Raw genomic sequence first — 20465 nt, forward strand, 5'->3', positions numbered from 1 at the left:
GCGAACACGTACTTCGGCTGGAAATGAATGTCCGCGATCACCGGGATCTGCGACTTGCGCGCGATCGTCGCGAGAGCGTCCGCGTCGTCCTGCGTAGGACAGGCCACCCGGACGATCTGACAGCCGGACGCCGTCAGCTCCGCGATCTGCTGGAGGGTGGCGCCGATGTCGGACGTACGCGTCGTCGTCATCGACTGCACCGACACCGGAGCCCCGCCCCCGACCGCCACCGATCCGACCTGGATCCGCCGCGACTCACGTCGCGACGCAACCGGCCGGACCGGCATCCCGGGGACGCCCAGGGATACGGCGGTCATCCCGTCACTCCCGGTTTCCGTTGACGGTCTCACGCATGGCGCGCAGGGACTCCTTCAGCGAGCCCATGGTGGCGAGGACGGCGGTGGGCTCGTAGCCGCAGTGCGCCATGCAGTTGGCGCAGCGCGGGTCCTTGCCCCGGCCGTACTTGTCCCAGTCCGTCTCCTCGATCAGCTCACGGTACGTCGGCACATACCCGTCGCTCATCAGGTAGCAGGGTCGCTGCCAGCCGAAGAGCGAGTAGTTGGGGATCGCCCAGGCCGTGCACGGGAAGTCGGCCTTGCCCTCGAGGAAGTCGAGGAACAGGGGCGAGTGGTTGAGCCGCCAGCGGCGCCGGTTGCCGCCCGAGAAGGCCTTCTTGAACAGCTCGCGGGTCTGCTCCACACCGAGGAAGTGCTCCTGGTCGGGGGCCTTCTCGTAGGCGTAGGCGGGCGAGATCATCATCTCGTCGACCTTGAGGTCGTCGTTGAGGTAGTTGAGTACCTCGATGATGGTCTGCGGGGTGTCGGTGTTGAAGAAGGTCGAGTTGGTGGTCACTCGGAAGCCCTGCCGCTTGGCCTCCTTTATGGCCGCCACGGCCTCGTCGAACACACCCTCCTTGGCCACCGACTCGTCGTGCCGCTCCCGCAGCCCGTCGATGTGCACGGCGAAGGCGAAGTAGGGGGAGGGCGTGAACTTGTCCAGCTTCTTGCGCAGCAGCATGGCGTTGGTGCAGAGGAAGACGTACTTCCTCTTCGCCACCAACTGCCGCACGATCTCGTCGATCTGAGGGTGCATCAGGGGCTCACCGCCCGCGATGGACACCATCGGCGCACCGGACTCCAGCACCGCGCCCACGGCCTGGGCGACCGGCATGCGCTGCTTGAGCACGCCCGCCGGATGCTGGATCTTGCCGCAGCCCTCGCACTTGAGGTTGCAGGCGAAGAGGGGTTCCAGCTCGACGATGAGCGGAAACTTCTCCCGCTTGCGAAGCTTCTGTTCGACCAGGTATGTAGCGACCTTGATGGACTGGCGCAGTGGCATGGCCATGCGGCTCACCTCCGGGGGAGCAGAACATTACGGTGCCATTCGAAAAAAGCAGGCAGGACCGAGCGAAGGACGCGGAAGGCAGATATTCCCCCGCGTACCGTGCCGATCCGGACGAGTTCATGTTCAGGAGCGTCCACGACCACCCGTACGGCCGCAACCGGGCGCGGCTCGGCGCGCACGGCGCTCAGCAGCGTGGCCGCCGACTCCATGTCGAGGGCGATCGCGCCGGTGGCCAGCAGATCGGCCCGCTCATGACCGCGAACGACGTGGTCGGAGCCGGTGAGGGGGCCGGTGTGGACGGTGCGCCCGGGCAGGGTGCGCGCGAGTTCCTTGACGAGCAGCTCGGTGCCGACGCAAGGGACGCTGCCGCGCGGGTCGCGGGTCTCCTCGGCGACGACCAGGTCGCCGGGGTGCATGCCGGGGGCGAGGCCGGCACAGAAACCCGTGGCCAGCACGGCCGCCCCCGCGAACACCGGATCGGCCAGGACACGGGTGACGGAGCGCTCCGCCGCCTTCGGCCCCATGCCCGTCCGCAGGACGGTGACCGGCCCGTCGGCTCCGCCGCGGTCGCCCATGCGCAGGGCGAGGTGCTCGATGCCGAGGGCACAGGCGATCAGCAGCGGGGACGGGACGGACTGCGTGCTCATCAGCCCCCCTTGGCCTCGGTGGAAGCCGCGTGCGGGGCGGGGTGCTTGCTGAACGGCTCTCCGTGGACGTACCGGCCGAGCGCGGTCAGCGGGAAGACCTGCCGGTAGAGGTGGTAGTTGATCGAGAAGTCCCAGGGGAAGCCGGTGCCGGTGAAGTAGGGCTCGTCCCAGGAGCCGTCCTCCCGCTGGGTCTGCGCCAGCCAGGCGACGCCCCGCTCGACGGCCTTGGAGTCCTTCTCCCCGGCCGCCAGCAGCGCCATCAGCGCCCAGGCCGTCTGTGAGGCCGTCGAGGCGCCCCGGGCGCTCCAGCGGGTGGCGTCCTGGTAGGAGCGCAGGTCCTCGCCCCAGCCGCCGTCGTCGTTCTGCACCCGCTCCAGCCAGGCGACCGCCCGTCGGATCGCGGGGTGCTGGGCGGGCATGCCCGCCGCGGTGAGGGCGGGCACCACCGACCCCGTGCCGTAGACGTAGTTGACGCCCCAGCGCCCGAACCACGAGCCGTCCGGCTCCTGTTCGGACAGCAGCCACTCGATGCCGCGCCGGGTGCGCGGGTCGTGCGAGAGCCCCTCGACCGCCAGCATCTCCACGACGTGCGCGGTGACGTCGGCGGACGGCGGGTCGATGACCTCGCCGAAGTCGCAGAAGGGCATCCGGTTGGGGAACGGACTGGTGTTGTCGACGTCGAAGGCGCCCCAGCCCCCGTTCTTCGACTGCATCCCGAGGTTCCAGCGCACCCCGCGTGCGATGGCCCGGTCCATCCGCTCCGGGTCGTGGTGCTTGACCCGGCGCAGCGCGAGGACGACCTCGGCGGTGTCGTCGATGTCGGGGTAGTTGTCGTTGTGGAACTCGAACGCCCAGCCGCCCGGCGGCAGTTGGGGCCTGCTCACCGACCAGTCGCCCGGCCGGACGACCTGTTCGCCGAGCATCCAGTCGGCGGCCTTGACCAGTTGCGGGTGGTCGGCGGGGAGTCCCGCGTCGGCGAGCGCGATGGCCGCCAGGCAGGTGTCCCACACCGGCGACTGACAGGCCTCGATCATCCGCGCGCCGTCCTCGCGCCACACGGCGTAACGGTCCAGCGACTCGAGTCCCGCCCGCATCACCGGGTGTTGGAGGTCGTAGCCGAGCAGGTGCAGGGCGATCATCGAGTACACGGCCGGCGGCTGGATGCCGCCCCAGGCGCCGTCGTTCTCCTGCCGTTCGATGATCCAGCGGGCGGCGGAGTTCAGGGCCGCTCCGCGCAGCCTGCGCACCGCGACCGACCGGTAGCCGCGCACCACCTTGTCGAGCCGCTGGAAGAGTCCGTCCCAACTGTTGACCGGGGCAAGGGGCTTGGGCGGATTGGGGTTCGCGGGGTCGGCGTGCAGCTCGTCGAGGGGGAACGGCGCCGGACGCACCGGGCGTTTCGCCGACACGACGGTGAGCGGCACGATCGTCTGCCGCGCCCAGCAGCCGAAGTTGTAGATGCTCAGGGGGAACCATTTAGGGAAGAACAAGAGTTCCGGCGGAAGTTCGGGCAGGTCCTCCCACTTCCACCAGCCGAACAGGGCCAGCCAGATCCGGGTGAAGACCCGGGCGGCGGCGATGCCCCCCTGCTCGCGGATCCACCCGGAGGCCCGGCGCATGTGGGGCGCCTCGGGTGCGTCGCCCGCCAGCCGCAGGGCGACATACGCCTCGACGGTGGCGGAGAGGTCGGACGGACCGCCGTAGAAGGTGGCCCACGTACCGTCCTCGCGCTGCTCGCCGCGGACGAAGAGCGCGGCGGCCCGGGTCGTGGCCTCGTCGCTGATGCCCAGGAACTGACGGAGCAGCAGGTCCTCGGCGTCCATCGTGACGTTCGTCTCGAGGTCGCCCTTCCACCAGCCCTCGGCGTCCTGCTGGGCGAGCAGGAAGTCGGTGGCGCGTTGCATGGCGCTCGCGGCGGCTTCTTGTACCCCGGCCGCCACGGGGATGGTGATGTCGGTTTCGCTGGCCGCGGCAGCGCGGGGCGGTAGGGCCCCGGTGCTTCCGTCGGTCGTCGCTGTCATGGCTTCCCCTTCGTGCAGTGTGCATGGCGTTGCGTCTGCTGTGGGTCCGCCGTCGGCCGGTGTTCTCTCCTCGCACACCGGCCGGCGACTACGCGAGGGCTATTCGACCGATAGGGATCATCTCTTTCGTACGACGACGAAGTCGGCGAGCGCCGTGAACCGCTCGCGCACCTGCTCGGGCATGTCCACGGCGTTCAGGGCGTCCAGGGCGACGGCGTGCTGACGGCGTGCCTCCCCGGCGGTCCAGTCACGGCCGCCCGCCTCCTCGATCAGGGCGGCGCGGGCCGCGAACTCCCCCTCGGAGAAGGTCTCGAAGTCGCTGCTCTTGGCGTCGGCGGCGAGGATCTCCCCGAGCTGCTCGGAGGCGGAACCGCCCGCCGCGAGCGCGGCCACCACCGGCAGGGACTTCTTGCGCTGGCGCAGGTCGCTCCAGGTCTGCTTGCCGGTGGCCTCCGGGTCGCCCCAGATGCCGAGCAGGTCGTCCACGGCCTGGAAGGCCAGGCCGAGGTGGTAGCCGTACTTCTCCAGGGCGTCGGCGGTGGGCCGGTCCGCCCCGCCGAGCACGGCGCCGATGGAACTGGCGCAGGCCAGCAGGGCGCCGGTCTTGTTGCCCTCCATCTCCAGGCACTCCTCGACGCTGACCCGGTCGCGGTGCTCGTAGGAGATGTCCTGGGCCTGGCCGTCGATGAGGGCACGGGTGGCGACGGTCAGCCGGTGGGTCGCCCGGGCCGCCTCGACCGTGCCGAGTTCGAGGAGGATCTCGCCCGCGAGGGCGAACAGGGCGTCGCCGACCAGGATGGCCTGGGCGGGGCCGTGCACCTTCCAGACGGTGTCCCGGTGCCTGCGCTGCTCGTCGCCGTCCATCAGGTCGTCGTGCAGGAGCGAGAAGTTGTGGACCAGCTCGACGGCGACCGCGCCGGGGACGCCGACCTCGGGAGCGGCCCCGGTGACCTCGGCGGAGAGCACGGCGAGCGCGGGACGCACGGCCTTGCCGCCGTCGCCGTCGGTCGGGTTGCCCTGGGCGTCGATCCAGCCGAAGTGGTAGGCGGCGACCGTGTCCATGGGCGGTGCCAGACGGTCGACGGCCGCCCGCAGCACCGGGGTGGCCAGGGTGCGGCCACGCTCCAGGAGCGCGGTCACGTCCACCGCGGTCCTCCGAGCGGCCGGCGTGGCCGGGGGCACAGTGGGCACGTTTTCTCCTCTTGTTGCGGTGCTGGAGAGGGTGCGGGGGTGTGCCGAGCCGTGCTGATCGAGCATCAGGCCGCCTCCTCGAACGCGAAGAGGCGGCGGGGGCGGGGCCGGCCCAGGGCGCTCAGCGCGGCGTCCGCCGCGCTCACACCGCTGCGGACCGCACTCTCCATGGTCGCGGGCCACCCTGTGGCGGTCCACGCTCCGGCCAGGTACAGGCCGGGGGTTCTGGTGCGGGCGCCGGGCCGAAGGCGCCCGACGCCGGGGGTGGGGGCGAACGTCGCCGTGCGCTCCCGGGTCACGAAGAAGTCCCGCACCTCGGCGCCGCGCGTGCCCGGCAGCAGCCGCTGGAGTTCGGGCAGATAGCGCTCGCGCAGCGCGGCGACGGGTTCGTCGATCTCGTCCTGCGCGGCGGACTGGGACAGGGCGAGGTACTGGCCCTCGCGCAGCCCGGAGGCGGCGGTGCGGTCGAAGACCCACTGCACGGGCGTGCCGAGCGCCGCGAGGAAGGGCGTGTCGAGCACCTTGCGGTCGTAGACGACGTGCACGTTGAGGATGGGCGCGGTGCCGATCTCCAGCAGCCGCTCGGCGTCGTCGAGCGCCCCGTCGGGAAGCAGGTCGTACGCCTCGCGCTGCGGGACGGCGAGGACGACCGTGTCCGCGCGGAGCGTCTCGCCGGGAACCTGAACGCTCCACGTCCCGTTCTCGTCAAGACAGAGGGAGGTGACGCGTGTTCGGACCTCGGTACGCACGCCGGCGGAGTCGAGCGCCTTGCGGGCGAGCCGGTCGTGCAGTTCGCCCAGCGGGACCTGCGCCCAGCCGATGTCGGCGGCGCCCGGGTCGGACAGCAGACCGGTCTTGAACACCATCGCGGCGAGCCCCAGCGAACAGTCGCCCGCGACCGCGTTGAGGGTGGCGACCCCGACCAGGTCCCAGAGGGCCTCGACGGCGCGTGCCGACTGACCGTGCGCGGTCAGCCAGCTGCCGAAGTCCTGTGCGTCCAGGCGCGGATCGGCGAGGTCGAGCCTCTGGAGCGCGAGCGCGGCACGGCCCACCCTGGCGCGTTCGGCGAGCGAGAGATGCGGATACGTGGCGAGGCTGCGCCCCAGATGCAGGGGCACGGGCAGCGCGTCGCGCCGCAGCCTGCCGAGCCGCCGTCCCTCGGGCCGGGCCACATCGACGACGGGCACGTCGAGACGTTCCTGCAACGGCGCCAGCGCGCTGCCCTCGATGCGCTCGAGGAACCAGCGGTAGGCGGTGCAGCAGCGCAGGTAGACGTGTTGTCCGTTGTCCACGGTCAGTTCGCCGCGCTGGAAGGAGAAGGCCAGGCCGCCGAGCCGGGGCCGGCCTTCGAGCAGGGTGACGCGTACGCCCGCGTCGGCGAGCGCGAGCGCGGCGGTCACCCCCGCGAGCCCTCCCCCGACGACGACGGCGGTACGCCCCGAAGGACTGGACGCTGCCGAGGCGTCCGCGTGTTGCTCGTCGCTCATCCTGCGCCCTCCCGTGCGGACCGGCCATGGTGTTTGAACTCTGCACCGCTGGCCGTCGCAGTCAGGGACGCCGCGCCGCACCGGAGGGTTGCGTGCCGCTTTTCACCGGTGGAATCACCTTGGCCCACTTTGTCACCGATCGCGTCCATCAGGGGTGCCTCCTGACGGTCCGCCGCGACACATGCCGGGCGTCCAGGCCCGACAGCCCGCGTACGGCCACATAGGCCTTCTCCCGTCCGGGCAGCGAGACCCGGCCGCGCAGCACGGCCTCGGGGTCGCGCTCGATGCGGTCGAGGAGGCGGCGGTAGATGCCCGCCATGGCGGCGACACAGGCGCCGCTGCGCCGGTCGAGCAGGGGGAGCAGCCGGTAGCCCTCGGCGAAGAGGGCGCGGGCCCGCCGCACCTCGAAGTGCACGAGACCGGCGAAGTCGGAGCCCTCGGGCGGCTTCGGCCCGTCGAACCCGGCCGAGCAGCCGAACTTCGCGAGGTCGTCGGCGGGCAGATAGGTACGGCCGCCCTCGGCGTCCTCGCGGACGTCCCTGAGGATGTTGGTGAGCTGGAGCGCGAGCCCGAGCGTGTCGGCGTACTCCGGCGCGCGCTCGGCGCCGCGCGCCCCCGGTTCGGTGCCGAACACGCCGAGCGAGAGCCGCCCGATGGCGCCCGCCACACAGCGGCAGTACGCCTTCAGGTCGTCCCAGGTCTCGTAGGTCTCGCCGCGCACGTCCATCAGCACGCCGTCGATCAGCTCGTCCAGGCCGCGCAGCGGGATGGGGAAGACCCGCGCCGTGTGCGCGAGGGCGACCGCGACAGGGTCGGTGTCGTCCTCCTCGACCTGGCCGGCGCGGACCCGGCCGAGCAGCGCCCGGGTCTCCTCGAGCCTGGCGGTCTTGACCTCGCCGTCCAGCGCGCCGTCCCCGATGTCGTCGACGCGGCGCGAGAAGGCGTACAGCGCCGACATCGCACGGCGCTTGGACGTGGGCAGCAGCCGGATGCCGTACGCGAAGTTACGGGCCTGCTGTCCGGTGACGGTCTCGCAGTAGCCGTAGGCGGCGAGTACCGGCGCGGACACGTGCGGTGACGGCTCCACGGCCCGGATCACCCCTCTCCTCGCAGGGTCACGCCCACCTCGCGCAGCAGCCGGAGCCTGCCGGGCTTGGGCGGGCCGGGAAGTACGTCGTACCCCGCGGCGGCGATCGCCTTGATCGCCGCCCTTCCCCCCGCCACGAATCCCGCGAGCAGCAGCCTCAGCCTGCCGTGAACGCTACCCACCAAGGGGGCGCCTTCATTCAGCAGATCGCCGGCGCGTTCCGCCTCGTACGCGATCAGCGCGCGCACCGAGGCGCCCGCGGTTCCCGTGGCCAGATCCGATTCCTTGACGTGAAAGCGCTTCATGTCCGCGGCGGGCAGATAGACGCGGTCGCGGCCGAGGTCCTCGGCCACGTCCTGGAGATGTTCGACGATCTGCAGCGCGGTGCAGATCGCGTCGGAGCGGCGGATCCGCTCGGGGGTGGCGGCGCCGGTGACGGCGAGGACCAGCCGGCCCACGGGATTGGCGGACAGCTCGCAGTAGGCCAGGAGGTCGTCGTAGGTCTCGTAGCGCGTGACGAGCTGGTCCTGACGGTTGGCGGCGATCAGACCGAGGAAGGGCTCCGGGCCGAGCGCGCGACCGCGGACGGTCGGCTGGAGGCGGCGCAGCAGGGGATGCCGGGGCGGGCCGTCGGATCCGTCGAAGACACGACGCAGATCGGCCTCGAAGGCGTCCAGCAGCGCGAGGCGGTCCTCGGCCGCGGTGGCCGACACGCCGAGCAGCCGGGCGTCCGCGCCACCGGGGGCGAGGTCGCCGTCGCCGATGTCGTCGACGAGCCGGGCGAAGCCGTACACGGCCATCAGGTCCTCGCGCCAGGCCCTGGGCAGGAAGAAGGGCGCCACCGGGAAGTTCTCGTCCGCGGCCTTGTCGAGGGTGCCGCGCTCCGGGTCGCCGACGCGCGGCACGGCGGGCGCCGTCATCGTCGACCGCCCGGGGCGAGGACGGCACGGCTTGCGTCGATCTGGGGAGTTTCCGTAGCCATCGCCGTCACATCTCCCGTTCTACACTGCTGACCTAATACACACTATTTCGGACACGCCGCCCAGCCGCCCGCGCAGGTGCCCCGACGGCGGGCGCTGCACGTTTTCGCCCCACTTGGCGCGATTCGGGGGCCGGTCCAGCTTACGTTGTACAACGCGACACGGTTCGCGGGGGTGTCCTGGACATCACAACAACACACCGATTGGCGTCAAGATTCCTAGGCTGACCCGGAGTTGACGTTTCCTTTGCAGACGCAGGGCCCCGCCGGACAGTTCCGGCGGGGCCCTGGCCGAATCGCGCTACTTGCCCGAGAACTTCTCGTACTCCCGCATGACCTCTTCGGTCGGACCGTCCAGCCGTAGTTCGCCGCGTTCCAGCCACAGCACGCGGTCGCAGGTGTCCCTGATCGACTTGTTGCTGTGGCTGACCAGGAACACCGAGCCGGCGTGCTCGCGCAGCTCCCGGATGCGCTCCTCGGAGCGTCCCCTGAACTTCGCGTCACCGGTGGCCAGGGCCTCGTCGATCATCAGGACGTCGTGGTCCTTGGCGGCGGCGATGGAGAAGCGCAGCCGCGCCTGCATGCCCGAGGAGTAGGTGCGCATCGGCAGGGTGATGAAGTCGCCCTTCTCGTTGATGCCGGAGAAGTCGACGATCTCCTGGTAGCGCTCCTTGATCTGCTCGCGGGACATGCCCATGGCGAGCCCGCCGAGGGTGACGTTGCGCTCGCCGGTGAGGTCGTTCATCAGGGCCGCGTTGACGCCGAGCAGCGAGGGCTGGCCGTCGGTGTAGACCCGGCCGCTCTCCGGCGGCAGCAGACCCGCGATGGCGCGCAGCAGCGTGGACTTGCCGGAGCCGTTGGAGCCGATCAGACCGATGGCCTCGCCGCGGTGGGCGACGAAGGAGACGCCGCGCACCGCGTGCACCTTGCGCACACCGCGCTCCTCGCCCGCGCGGCCCCCGCGCCTGACGATGCGGCTGAGCGCCGCGGTGGCGCTGCCCTTGCCGGACTTGGCGCCGTTGACGCGGTAGACGATGTGGACGTCGTCGGCGATGACGGTCGGGATCCGTTGTCCCGGAAGCGGCTCAACCACGGCCGTACCTCTCCTCCGCCTGCCAGAAGTACACGAAGCCGCCGAGGGCGACGAGGACGGCCCAGCCGCCCGCGACCGCCCACACGTGCGCGGGAAGGTTCTCGGCGCTGTACTCCTCGATGAGCGCGAAGCGCATCAGGTCCATGTAGATGGCGGCCGGGTTCCACTGCAGGATGTTGGCCACCCACTGCGGCTTGTCCGCGAGGAAGACGGGGATGGAGAACATCACGCCGGACGCGTACATCCACGTCCGCATCACGAACGGCATCAGCTGCGCCAGGTCCGGGGTCTTCGCGCCGGCCCGGGCGAAGATCAGCGCCAGACCGGAGTTGAAGCAGAACTGCAGGACGAGCACCGGGACGATCAACGCCCAGGAGGCGTCCGGGTAGCTGCCGAAGCCGATCACGACGACGAACAGCACCAGCATCGAGTACAGCAGTTGCTGGAGCTGCTGGAGGGCGAACGAGATCGGCAGCGAGGCCCGCGGGAAGTGCAGGGCGCGGACCAGGCCGAGGTTGCCCGAGATCGCGCGTACACCGGTCATCACCGAGCTCTGCGTGAAGGTGAACACGAAGACGCCCGTGACGAGGAAGGGGATGTACACCTCCTTCGACATCCCCCGGCCGGCGTCGAGCAGCAGGCCGAAGATCATGAAGTACACGGCCGCGTTCAGCAACGGCGTGGCCACCTGCCACAGCTGGCCGAGCTTGGCCTGGCTGTACTGGGAGGCCAGTTTCGCCCGGGAGAACGCCATGATGAAGTGCCGGCGCCCCCAGAGCTGCCGGACGTACTCCCGCAGCGCAGGCCGGGCGCCGCTCACGGCCAGCCCGTACTTGGCGGCCAGCTGTGCCGCCGTGAGGCCCTCGTCGGGCGACGGAGGCGCGGTCACCACGACTCCGACGTCATGCGTTGTCTCACTCACAAGTAGGAACTTTCGTCTTCGGGATGCGCAGCCTTGACGAGGCCGGCATGAGCCGGGGGGCCCGCGGTACGGCCCGGGGTGCCCTCAGGGACGAGCTTGTCAGATCACCGGGGGCCGGCCCAGTCGGGTCAGCCGCCACACCGTACGCCACTTCATGGGCCTACGAGGTCCGCACGGAGTGCTCCAGCCTTCCCGGAAACCGCCGAACCACGCCTTGAGCGCGGACCCCGAGGGGCGGCGCGCCAGGGTGAGCAGCAGCCACACCCCGAGATAGACGGGGACCAGCGGAGCGGGAAGGTTGCGCCGGGCCAGCCAGACCCGGTTGCGGGCGACCATGCGGTGGTACACCGCGTGCCGCGAGGGCGCGGTCGTCGGGTGGTACAGCACCATGTCGGACCGGTAGTCGATCATCCAGCCCGCGTCGAGGGCCCGCCATGCCAGGTCGGTCTCCTCGTGGGCGTAGAAGAACTCGTCCGGGAGTCCGCCCACCTCCGCGAAGACCTTCGTGCGCACGGCGTTGGCGCCTCCGAGGAACGTGGTGACCCGGGAGGAGCGCATCGGGTCGGCGGCGCGCAGCCGGGGCACGTGACGGCGCTGGGTGACACCGGTCTGCGGGTCGGCGATCCGGAAGCTGACGATGCCCAGCTTCGGATCGGCGTCGAAGGCCCGCCGGCACAGCTCGGCCGTGTCGTGGTGGGCCAGCAGGCCGTCGTCGTCCAGGAACAGCAGGACGTCGACGTCACGTCCGCTGGGGCCGAAGGCCTCGATGCCGACGTTGCGGCCGCCGGGGATGCCGAGGTTCTCGGGCAGCTCGATCGTCCTGACGCCCTCGGGGACGTCCGGGACGGGCGAGCCGTTGCCGACCACGACCACCTCGACCCGGTCGCCGTCCTGCTTGGCGATCGAGTCGAGCAGGGCCCTCAGCTCGTCGGGGCGGTTGCCCATGGTGATGACGACCGCGCCGACCTTCATCGGCGCGCTCACTTCAGCCTGCTCGACACGAGGATGGACACCAGGTGCAGCAGCGTCTGGAGGAGCGCGATGCCGGCCAGGACGGCGACGCCCAGCCGGGAGAAGAACAGGTCGCCGCGCACCTGGTCGACGACCGCCAGGACCAGGATCAGCAGGGACGCCTCGATGCCGAGGATCAGCCGGTGGAACTGGAGCGCCGACGCGGCCCGGCGGGCCAGCGCCATGCCGGAGGAGCGCGGCTCGGACGCCGACTCCTTTACCGGCGGCAGACCGCCCTGGTGCCGGGCGACGCCGACGAGGTCGGTCTCGGCCTTGATCAGGATCGCGCCGAGCGCGGCCAGCGTGCCGAGGAAGGCCCAGAGCCAGTCGATCCGCCCGGTGCCCCACGGGTCGGCGGCGCGCAGGCCGAAGCCGACCAGCACGGCGGCGTCGGTGAGATACGCCCCGACCCGGTCCAGGTAGACCCCGCCGAGCGAGTACTGCTTCTTCCAGCGGGCGATCTCGCCGTCGACGCAGTCCAGCAGCAGGTACATCTGGACGCACACCACGCCGAGCACGGCGCCGGTGATCCCCGGCACCAGCAGGGCCGGCGCCGCGAGCACCCCGAAGACGGTCATCAGGTACGTGAGCTGGTTGGGCGTGACCCTGGTGTTGACCAGGTAGCGGTCGACCCGCAGGGACACCTCACGCATGTAGAGGCGTCCCATCCAGTGCTCACCGCTGCGCCGGTCCTTCACCCCCGGAGGGTGGACGACCGGTCTGAGTTCAGCTACCGATGGCCTTGACATAGTCGGCGTAGATGTCCTTGATCTGTTCGGTCTTGAGGTCGAGGTGTTCGAGGATCGTGTAGCGGCCGGGCCGGGTCTCGGGAGCGAACTCCACCACGCGGACGAACTCGTCCACCGTGAAGCCGATCTCCTCGGGCAGGACCGGAAGCCCGTGCCGGCGCAGCACCTGCGCCATGTACGCCGACTCCTCGTGGGCTCCGCGCAGGTACATGGCGAAGGTCGCGCCGAGTCCGCACTGCTCGCCGTGGGCGGCCGCCCGCTTGGGGAAGAGCAGGTCGAAGGCGTGGTTGATCTCGTGGCACGCGCCGGAGGAGGGGCGGGAGTCGCCCGACACCGACATCGCGATGCCGCTGAGCACCAGCGCCTCGGCCAGCACCTGGAGGAAGTCGGTGTCCCCGATGCCGCCCGGGTGGCGCAGCACCGCCTCGCCGGCCTGCCGGGCGATCGCGGCGGCGAGGCCGTCGATCTTCTCGCCCTTGATCCGGTGGGCGAGCTCCCAGTCCGCGATGGCGGAGATGTTGGAGACGGCGTCACCGATGCCGGCCCGCACATAGCGGACCGGGGCCTCGCGGATGACGTCCAGGTCGATCACGACGGCGATCGGGTTCGGCACACCGTAGGAGCCGCGCCCCGCGTCGTTGTCGAGGGTGGCGACCGGCGAGCACAGACCGTCGTGCGCGAGGTTCGTGGGCACGGCGACCAGCGGCAGGCCCACCCGTGCCGCGGCGAACTTGGCGCAGTCGATGATCTTGCCGCCGCCCAGCCCGACGACCGCGTCGAAGTGGCCGGCCTTTATGTCGGTGGCCAGCTGGACGGCGTCGTCGAGGGTTCCGCCGCCGACCTCGTACCAGGTGGCGCCGGGCAGAGCGGGGGTGAGGCGCTCGCGCAGCCGGGCGCCCGAGCCGCCGCTGACGGCGATCGCGAGCTTGCCCGAGTGCGAGATGCGCTCGTCGGCGAGGACCCCGACCAGGTCGTCGAGGGCACCCGGGCGGATGTCGACGACGACCGGTGAGGGGATCAGCCGGGTCAGTACTGGCACGCGATCTCCCGTCCACGGGCGAGATCGTCGTGGTTGTCGATCTCGACCCACTTGATGTCGCCGATCGGCGCCACGTCGATACGGAAGCCCCGGTTCACCAGCTCCTGGTACCCGTGCTCGTAGAACTGCTGCGGGTCGGTCTCCCACACGGCCTTGAGCGCGTCGGCCAGCTCGGGGGCCGCGTCGCCCTCGATGAGGGTGACGCCGATGTACTCGCCGGTGGCCTCGGCCGGATCCATCAGCTTGGTGATCCTCGTCATGCCCTTCTCAGGGTCGACGACGACCTTCATCTCCTCGTCCGCCAGGGACTTCACGGTGTCGAGGGCGAGGATGATCTTCTTGCCCTCGCCGCGGGCGGCGAGCAGCGTCCGCTCGACGGAGACGGGGTGGACGGTGTCGCCGTTGGCGAGGATCACACCGTCCTTGAGGGCGTCACGGCCGCACCACAGGGAGTAGGCGTTGTTCCACTCCTCGGCCTTGTCGTTGTCGATGAGGGTGAGCTTGAGGCCGTACTTCGCCTCCAGCGCCGCCTTGCGCTCGTACACGGCCTCCTTGCGGTAGCCGACGATGACCGCGACCTCGGTCAGACCGATCTCGGCGAAGTTGCCGAGCGTCAGGTCCAGAACCGTGGGCTCGCCCTCTATGCCCGCAGGCCCCACCGGCACCAGCGCCTTGGGCAGGCTGTCGGTGTAGGGGCGCAGACGCCGTCCGGCGCCGGCCGCCAGCACGAGGCCGATCATGCGGGTTCTCCTTCATCGTGTACGGACGGGGCGCCTGCCCGGTGGGCGGCGACCCAGAAGCGGATGCTCTCGAAGAGCACCACGACGGCGACGACCACGGCGAGGACCGTGAGCGCGACCGCGAACTGCGAGCCGGTGAGCAGCACGGCCAGCAGGGCGACGAGCAGCGTGCGCCCGTCCTGCCCCCCGATGGCGCGCACCAGCCAGGCCGGCGGCGCACCGGCGTTGCCGCGGATGCGGTACACCGTGTCGTAGTGATGGTAGGCGACTGCGCCCACCAGCCCGAAAGCCGCGGGAAGCGCTCCGTGCACATCGGCCTTGGCCGCGAGGATGAGGACCGTGCAGTACTCGCCGGCCCGGAAGAAGGGAGGGATCAGCCAGTCGAGGGCGCCCTTGAGGGGGTGCTCGACGGCTTCGGCGGACAGCAGGACATAGGCGCCGGCCATCAGAACGACCCACCAGCTCGCTCCCCACAGCCAGGCCCCGAGGGTGACCATGACGGCGCCTACGGCGGCGCTGAGGGGGGCTGTGACACGGGGCTTGCCGGGCAGGAGACGGGCCAGCGCCTCCGCCAGCGGCCCGTTGTCCGCCAGGTCCGCCAGCGCCTGCGCCGCCCGGTCCGTCCGCCTGGCCCTGCGGGTCAGCGAGCGCAGGACCCGGCCCGCCGTGGTGTAGGTCGCCGCGAACGCGCAGCCGACGAGCAGCGCGTAGAAGGTGATGCGGGGGGTGGTGGCAGCGGTGAGAACGGCGATCATGGCCCATCGTTCACCGATGGGCAGGACTATCATCCGCCGCACCCAGACCGTCCAGCCGACGCTGTCGAGCTTGTCGGAGAGGGCCGCGGTGGGGCTGGTGTTGGCGGTGGCGTCGTGGTTGGCCTCGTTGAAGGAGAAGTCCACGACGTGCCGGCAGGTCTGGAGGACCATCGCCCCCAGCGCGAGGGCCCATACGTCGTCCCCGCCCCGGGCGGCGCCGAGTGCGAGGCCCGCGTAGTAGGCGTACTCCTTGGCGCGGTCGAAGGTGGCGTCGAGCCAGGCGCCGAGCGTGGAGTACTGCAGGGAGTAGCGGGCGAGCTGGCCGTCGGTGCAGTCCAGGACGAAGGACGCGATCAGCAGCACGCCGGCCGCGACGAACCCGCCCCGGGTGCCGGTGGCCGCGCAGGCCGCCGCGATCAGCGCGGTGATCAGCGAGGCGGTGGTGACCTGGTTGGGGGTGAGGCCGCGGCGGGCGCACCAGCGGGCGAGGTAACGCGAGTACGGGCTGATGCAGTACGTGGTGAAGAAGCCGTCGCGGGCCTTCACGGCCGACTTCAGGCGGACGGCCTCGTCGTCGACGGCGGCGACGGCCTGTCGTGCCTCGTTGCGGGCCTGCGGGTCGGCGGGGACCTCCGCGACCAGACTGCCGAGCTCGGGGCGGTGCACGTCGACGCCGTCGGCGTCGAGGGCGGCGACGACCCGGTCGGCGAGGCTGACGACGCTGTCGACGTCTCCCACGCTCGACTTCGTTCGCGCGGGGGCACCCCCGTGCGCGGTGCCGCCGGTCGCCGAGTTCTCCCGGGCCATCGCGCGGGTCAGGGCCTGACGGCCGGCCGGCTGCGCGGTCACCGCGCCCGGGACCGCGCAGAGCGGGAAGCGGGGGTCGGTGAGGCCGAGGCGCAGCGCGTGCTCGTGACCTACGAAGCGGGCGTCCACGACGGCGACGCGCTGGTCACCGGGGACGGCGGCGAGGAGGGCCTCGGCGTCACCGGCGTCGGAGGCGGTCCGGACGTCGAAGCCGAGGGACCGCAGATCGGCCTCGATCGACGATCCGGGGACCGGCGAGCCGGTGAGGATGGCGGTCGACAACCGAACTCACTCCCTGGGTCCGGCGCGTTCACGCCGGTCATGTACACGATGGAGGCGCCCCTTGGCTGCACCGGTTGCTTCACCAGTGGCTGCACCAGGCGGGCGGCATGTCGGCAGAGGCTATCGGATGCCGGGAACGCCGTGTTCACCGCCCGTTCAGGCACGATCGACGCGGTCCGGCAGCACGGCTCGAACCCGGCTTGAACCGGCCTTCGCCGAGATCATCATCGGTGATCGACGGCCCGGGCGACAAACCGCGCCCCCGAGAGCCGACATCCGGGACATTGTCCACCGCGCCGGGGCGACGCAGGGCACAGCGCACCGGCGCCACGGTCCCCGCCCGGGGCCGGGGAGCGCGTCACCGGCCCGGACGCCGGCCTGGGCGCCGGCCCGACCGAGCGGCCCCCGCCGGGGCCGCCGGGTCGGGCCGCCGGCCGCACCCCCGCCGAGCAGCCGGTGAGGATGCCCTGACCTGCGATTCGTTTCCGCAGGTCAGGGCACATGACAACGGTGTTCAGTGCCGCGTTGCCGGATACCCCCCACCCGTAGTTCACTGTGATCGCGGGGCAGAACACGAGGGCCACGACGGACCACAGAAGGGCTGCTTCCATGGGGGCTGGGCACGACCACGGCCATACGCACACGCACGGACCGACCACCGGCACGGCCGCGGCGGCGTACCGGGGCAGGCTGCGCGTCGCGCTGTCGATCACGCTCGCCGTCATGGTCGTCGAGATCGTCGGCGGAATGCTCGCGGACTCCCTCGCGCTGGTCGCGGACGCCGCGCACATGGCGACGGACGCGCTGGGCCTGGGCATGGCGCTGCTCGCCATCCAGTTCGCCAACCGGCCGCCGAGCGCGACCCGTACCTTCGGGCTGGCCCGCGCCGAGATCCTGGCCGCCCTCGCCAACTGTCTGCTGCTGCTCGGGGTGGGCGGCTACGTCCTGTACGAGGCGGTCCAGCGGTTCTTCACTCCCGCCGCCACCGAGGGCGGGCTGATGATCTGGTTCGGCGCGTTCGGTCTGGTCGCGAACGTGATCTCGATGTCGCTGCTGATGCGCGGCCAGGCGGAGAGCCTGAACGTGCGCGGGGCGTTCCTGGAGGTGGCGGCGGACGCGCTGGGGTCGGTGGCGGTGCTGATCTCGGCGGTGGTGATCCTGACCACCGGCTGGCAGCCCGCCGACCCGATCGCCTCGCTCGTCATCGGCCTGATGATCGTGCCGCGCACCGTGAAGCTGCTGCGCGAGACGCTCGACGTGCTGCTGGAGTCGGCGCCCAAGGACGTCGACATGGCGGAGGTGCGGTCCCACATACTCGCCCTGGACGGGGTGGAGGACGTCCACGATCTGCACGCGTGGACCATCACCTCCGGGATGCCGGTGCTGTCGGCGCACGTGGTGGTGCGCTCGGACGTGCTGAACGCGATCGGCCACGAGAAGATGTTGCACGAGCTCCAGGGCTGCCTCGGCCACCACTTCGACGTGGAGCACTGCACCTTCCAGCTGGAGCCGAGCGGGCACGCGGAGCACGAGGCGCGACTCTGTCACTGAGCGTGTCCGGACGCCCGCGGCGCGTGATCCGCACAGACGTTCCGGACGGTTCCCCGCTCGCGACGCCGGGCAAGATCAGGTGCCGGGTCCCTTGCCGCGCGGGACATGCGCGCATTCGCGTGAAGTGCCGGGAGTGCCGGACGCGTACGGCAGACTGGGGACGCGAGGACCGATGTTAAGGATGGGTATGCCGATCACACCTGCCACCGCGACACACACGTCGTCGAACGGCACCGCGGACGCGATCTTGCTGGAGCTGGTCGACGAGAACGGCGTCACGATCGGCACCGCGGAGAAGCTGGCCGCCCATCAGCCGCCGGGGCAGCTGCACCGCGCGTTCTCCGTGTTCCTCTTCGACGAGCGGGGCCGGCTGCTGCTCCAGCAGCGGGCGCTCGGCAAGTACCACTCCCCCGGTGTGTGGTCCAACACCTGCTGCGGTCACCCCTACCCCGGCGAGGCGCCGTTCGCGGCGGCCGCGCGGCGCACCTTCGAGGAGCTCGGAGTCTCCCCCTCGCTGCTCGCCGAGGCCGGCACGGTCCGCTACAACCACCCGGACCCGGAGTCAGGTCTGGTGGAACAGGAGTACAACCACCTGTTCGTCGGGCTGGTGCAGTCCCCGCTGCGGCCGGACGCGGAGGAGGTCGGCGACACGGCCTTCGTGACGCCCGCCGAGCTGACGGACCGGCACGCAGGGGGCACGTTCTCCTCCTGGTTCATGACCGTGCTGGACGCGGCGCGTCCGGCGGTCAGGGAGCTGACGGGACCGTCGGCCGGCTGGTGAGCCTCAGGGCACCCGCACGGGCTTGAGCGGCAGGGCGGCCCAGATCACCTTGCCGCCGCCCGACGTGTGCTCGACGTCGCAGACCCCGCCCGCCTCCCTGGTGATCTCCCGCACCAGGATCAGTCCGCGGCCGCCCGTGCGGCCGTGGTCGGCCTCCAGGGCGGTCGGGCGGTAGGGGTGGTTGTCCTCCACCGACACCCGCACCCACTCGGCCCCGACGGCCACCTCCACCGCGAGCACCGGCGACAGCACCGCGGCGTGCCGGACGGCGTTGGTCACCAGCTCGGAGACGATCAGCAGGATGCCGTGTGCCAGGTCGTCGGAGACCGGCACCCCCTGGCGGTGGAGCAGGTCCCGCACGGCGTGCCGCGCCTGCGGGACCGAGGCGTCCACGGCGGACGCGGTGAACCGCCAGACGCCTTCGTAGGGCAGCGGCCGGGGCTCGGCGTCCGCAGAGGATGCGGAGGGTTCGCCCGGGGCGCCCTCCGGGCGTGGGTCGGGCCCGCACCCTTGATCGTCCATCGTCCGGTCGCCACCCTCGCGCTCGATTGTCACCACACGTGAAGTGTTGGTATCGAGGCGCTCGCTCCGGATGACTGAACAGAAGTCAGCAGTTATCGAACGTTTCCGACCGGTCCCGGATGACGAAGTCGACCTCAGGACCGTTTCTGTCGTATCCCCGCCGACTTCGCGCACTCTTCGGGTTGTACGGGTTCCGCGGCGCCACTCCTCCCCTTCGGCCGTTCCGGCTGTCTTCGGTGCACTTCGGTGCACTTCGGATCGCTCCGGTTCCCCTTGCCGCCGGTGTCGCGCCTCTCACACCGGCCGCCCCGATCATGCGGACGAGCCGGTGGTTAGCATCCGGACCATGGAGCCCGATCTGCTGCACGGCGTCACCGACGCGGTCGCCACCGTCGTCCTGCACCACCCGGCGAAGCGCAACGCCATGACGGCCGCGATGTGGGCGGCGCTGCCCCCGTTGCTCGACACCCTGGCCGCGGACCCGGCGGTGCGGGCGCTCGTGCTGACCGGGGCGGGCGGCACCTTCTGCGCGGGGGCCGACATCTCCACCCTCCAGAAGTCGGCGGAGGAGGCGCAGGAGCTGGCGGTCCGTGCCGAGGAGGCCTTGGCGGCGTTCCCGAAGCCGACCCTGGCGGCGATCCGGGGGCACTGCGTCGGCGGGGGCGCCCAGCTCGCCGCGGCCTGCGACCTGCGGTTCGCCGAGGAGGGCGCGCGGTTCGGGGTGACGCCGGCCAAGCTCGGGATCGTCTACGCGTCCACCGCCACCCGGCGCCTGGTCTCCCTGGTGGGCCCGGCCACCGCCAAGTACCTGCTGTTCTCCGGCGAGTTGATCGACACCGAGCGGGCGCTGCGCACGGGCCTGGTCGACGAGGTGCTGCCCGTCGACGGACTCGAAGCGCGCGTCGCGGAGTTCACCCGCGTGCTGGTGTCCCGCTCGCAGCTGACGCAGGCCGCCGCGAAGGAGTTCGCGAACGGCCGCGAGGACCGGGACGCCCACTGGAGCGCGCAGGCGCGCGGCAGCGGCGACACCGCGGAGGGCGTCGCCGCGTTCCTGGAGCGCCGGGAGCCGCGCTTCACCTGGACCACGTCAGGGTGAACCGGCCGCGGGCCCGCAGCTCGCCGGGGGGATGGTTGCGCGCGGGCGGGATGCGGGGCGGCGACGTCCCCGACCCTTCCCGCGACGACTCGTCAGCATGATCCGACGATCTCGAGGTACCCGGATCACCTCGGCCACAGCGGCCGGGCGACGAAAGGGGAAGCTCGTGTTCCGTGCGATCGCAGACGTACTGCGGCAGATCGGTGGCGCCATCGCCACCGTGGTGACGCTGCCCTTCCGGGCGCTGGCCCGGCTCTTCGGCGGGGCCTCGGGCTCGACCAGGAGCCGCAGGGCCTGACGACCGCGCCCTGATCCCCGAGTGTCGGTGTCACCTGCCACAATTGCCGCGCAACCTCAGTGG

Annotated in this window: 21 protein-coding genes; 4 read left to right on the top strand and 17 right to left on the bottom strand. The window is 71.3% G+C overall.

Annotated features, from left to right (window positions below; all coding sequences use genetic code 11):
• The 16 genes from ACIRPU_RS30230 to ACIRPU_RS30305 form a co-directional block, all read right to left on the bottom strand.
• The coding region (locus tag ACIRPU_RS30230) for a flavodoxin-dependent (E)-4-hydroxy-3-methylbut-2-enyl-diphosphate synthase (protein ID WP_403872799.1) at positions 1-317 on the bottom strand (317 nt) is incomplete at its 3' end.
• A gap of 4 nt (positions 318-321) precedes the next feature.
• Positions 322-1344 carry an adenosyl-hopene transferase HpnH gene (gene hpnH, locus ACIRPU_RS30235; RefSeq protein WP_355706158.1) on the bottom strand — a complete coding sequence of 341 codons (1023 nt, stop codon included), beginning with the start codon at positions 1342-1344 and terminating at the stop codon, positions 322-324.
• 5 nt (positions 1345-1349) lie between these two features.
• Positions 1350-1991 carry a 1-hydroxy-2-methyl-2-butenyl 4-diphosphate reductase gene (locus tag ACIRPU_RS30240; protein WP_171400713.1) on the bottom strand — a complete coding sequence of 214 codons (642 nt, stop codon included), beginning with the start codon at positions 1989-1991 and terminating at the stop codon, positions 1350-1352.
• A complete protein-coding gene (gene shc, locus ACIRPU_RS30245; protein ID WP_403872802.1) occupies positions 1991-4012 on the bottom strand; it encodes a squalene--hopene cyclase in 2022 nt (673 codons plus the stop codon). Before shc ends, ACIRPU_RS30240 begins: the two co-directional genes overlap by 1 nt.
• A 117-nt stretch (positions 4013-4129) precedes the next feature.
• A complete protein-coding gene (locus tag ACIRPU_RS30250) occupies positions 4130-5158 on the bottom strand; it encodes a polyprenyl synthetase family protein (RefSeq protein WP_403873091.1) in 1029 nt (342 codons plus the stop codon).
• A gap of 110 nt (positions 5159-5268) precedes the next feature.
• Positions 5269-6690, bottom strand: coding sequence for a hydroxysqualene dehydroxylase HpnE (gene hpnE, locus ACIRPU_RS30255; protein WP_403872804.1), 1422 nt, complete (start codon positions 6688-6690; stop codon positions 5269-5271).
• Positions 6687-6839 (bottom strand): DUF6380 family protein, encoded by a 153-nt coding sequence (locus tag ACIRPU_RS30260; RefSeq protein WP_351760440.1) that lies wholly within the window; start codon positions 6837-6839, stop codon positions 6687-6689. Before ACIRPU_RS30260 ends, hpnE begins: the two co-directional genes overlap by 4 nt.
• Positions 6839-7789 carry a presqualene diphosphate synthase HpnD gene (gene hpnD, locus ACIRPU_RS30265; protein ID WP_403872807.1) on the bottom strand — a complete coding sequence of 317 codons (951 nt, stop codon included), beginning with the start codon at positions 7787-7789 and terminating at the stop codon, positions 6839-6841. Before hpnD ends, ACIRPU_RS30260 begins: the two co-directional genes overlap by 1 nt.
• A complete protein-coding gene (gene hpnC / locus ACIRPU_RS30270; protein ID WP_403872809.1) occupies positions 7786-8697 on the bottom strand; it encodes a squalene synthase HpnC in 912 nt (303 codons plus the stop codon). The genes hpnD and hpnC overlap by 4 nt, the downstream gene beginning before the upstream one ends.
• Positions 8698-9057: 360 nt before the next feature.
• Positions 9058-9849 (bottom strand): ABC transporter ATP-binding protein, encoded by a 792-nt coding sequence (locus tag ACIRPU_RS30275; RefSeq protein ID WP_355706164.1) that lies wholly within the window; start codon positions 9847-9849, stop codon positions 9058-9060.
• On the bottom strand, positions 9842-10771 hold the full coding sequence (locus ACIRPU_RS30280; RefSeq protein WP_403872811.1) for an ABC transporter permease: 930 nt from the start codon (positions 10769-10771) through the stop codon (positions 9842-9844). Before ACIRPU_RS30280 ends, ACIRPU_RS30275 begins: the two co-directional genes overlap by 8 nt.
• A 99-nt stretch (positions 10772-10870) precedes the next feature.
• Positions 10871-11743 (bottom strand): glycosyltransferase family 2 protein, encoded by an 873-nt coding sequence (locus ACIRPU_RS30285; RefSeq protein WP_403873094.1) that lies wholly within the window; start codon positions 11741-11743, stop codon positions 10871-10873.
• A gap of 8 nt (positions 11744-11751) precedes the next feature.
• Positions 11752-12531, bottom strand: coding sequence for a CDP-alcohol phosphatidyltransferase family protein (locus ACIRPU_RS30290; RefSeq protein ID WP_384122652.1), 780 nt, complete (start codon positions 12529-12531; stop codon positions 11752-11754).
• Positions 12509-13570 (bottom strand): iron-containing alcohol dehydrogenase family protein, encoded by a 1062-nt coding sequence (locus ACIRPU_RS30295; protein ID WP_355706168.1) that lies wholly within the window; start codon positions 13568-13570, stop codon positions 12509-12511. The genes ACIRPU_RS30290 and ACIRPU_RS30295 overlap by 23 nt, the downstream gene beginning before the upstream one ends.
• Positions 13558-14310 carry a sugar phosphate nucleotidyltransferase gene (locus ACIRPU_RS30300; protein ID WP_403872814.1) on the bottom strand — a complete coding sequence of 251 codons (753 nt, stop codon included), beginning with the start codon at positions 14308-14310 and terminating at the stop codon, positions 13558-13560. Before ACIRPU_RS30300 ends, ACIRPU_RS30295 begins: the two co-directional genes overlap by 13 nt.
• Positions 14307-16154 carry a DUF5941 domain-containing protein gene (locus ACIRPU_RS30305; protein WP_403872816.1) on the bottom strand — a complete coding sequence of 616 codons (1848 nt, stop codon included), beginning with the start codon at positions 16152-16154 and terminating at the stop codon, positions 14307-14309. The genes ACIRPU_RS30300 and ACIRPU_RS30305 overlap by 4 nt, the downstream gene beginning before the upstream one ends.
• Positions 16155-16763: 609 nt before the next feature.
• On the opposite strand from ACIRPU_RS30305, the gene ACIRPU_RS30310 reads away from it, so the two are divergent.
• Entirely contained in the window at positions 16764-17705 is a 942-nt protein-coding gene (locus ACIRPU_RS30310; protein ID WP_403872818.1) for a cation diffusion facilitator family transporter, read from the top strand.
• Between the two features lie 187 nt (positions 17706-17892).
• Entirely contained in the window at positions 17893-18486 is a 594-nt protein-coding gene (idi, locus tag ACIRPU_RS30315; protein ID WP_403872820.1) for an isopentenyl-diphosphate Delta-isomerase, read from the top strand.
• A 3-nt stretch (positions 18487-18489) separates the two neighbouring features.
• On the opposite strand, the gene ACIRPU_RS30320 is transcribed toward idi, so the two are convergent.
• Positions 18490-19008, bottom strand: a complete 519-nt coding sequence (locus ACIRPU_RS30320; RefSeq protein WP_355706270.1) for an ATP-binding protein — start codon at positions 19006-19008, stop codon at positions 18490-18492.
• 346 nt (positions 19009-19354) lie between these two features.
• On the opposite strand from ACIRPU_RS30320, the gene ACIRPU_RS30325 reads away from it, so the two are divergent.
• Positions 19355-20104, top strand: a complete 750-nt coding sequence (locus tag ACIRPU_RS30325) for an enoyl-CoA hydratase/isomerase family protein (protein WP_403872822.1) — start codon at positions 19355-19357, stop codon at positions 20102-20104.
• Positions 20105-20270: 166 nt separating this feature from the next.
• The gene (locus ACIRPU_RS30330; protein ID WP_252100555.1) at positions 20271-20402 is read left to right on the top strand and encodes an LPFR motif small protein; all 132 of its coding nucleotides are present in this window, start codon (positions 20271-20273) and stop codon (positions 20400-20402) included.
• Positions 20403-20465 lie beyond the last annotated feature (63 nt).

This window comes from Streptomyces sp. NPDC102259 (genome assembly GCF_044766465.1).
GTDB lineage: Bacteria > Actinomycetota > Actinomycetes > Streptomycetales > Streptomycetaceae > Streptomyces.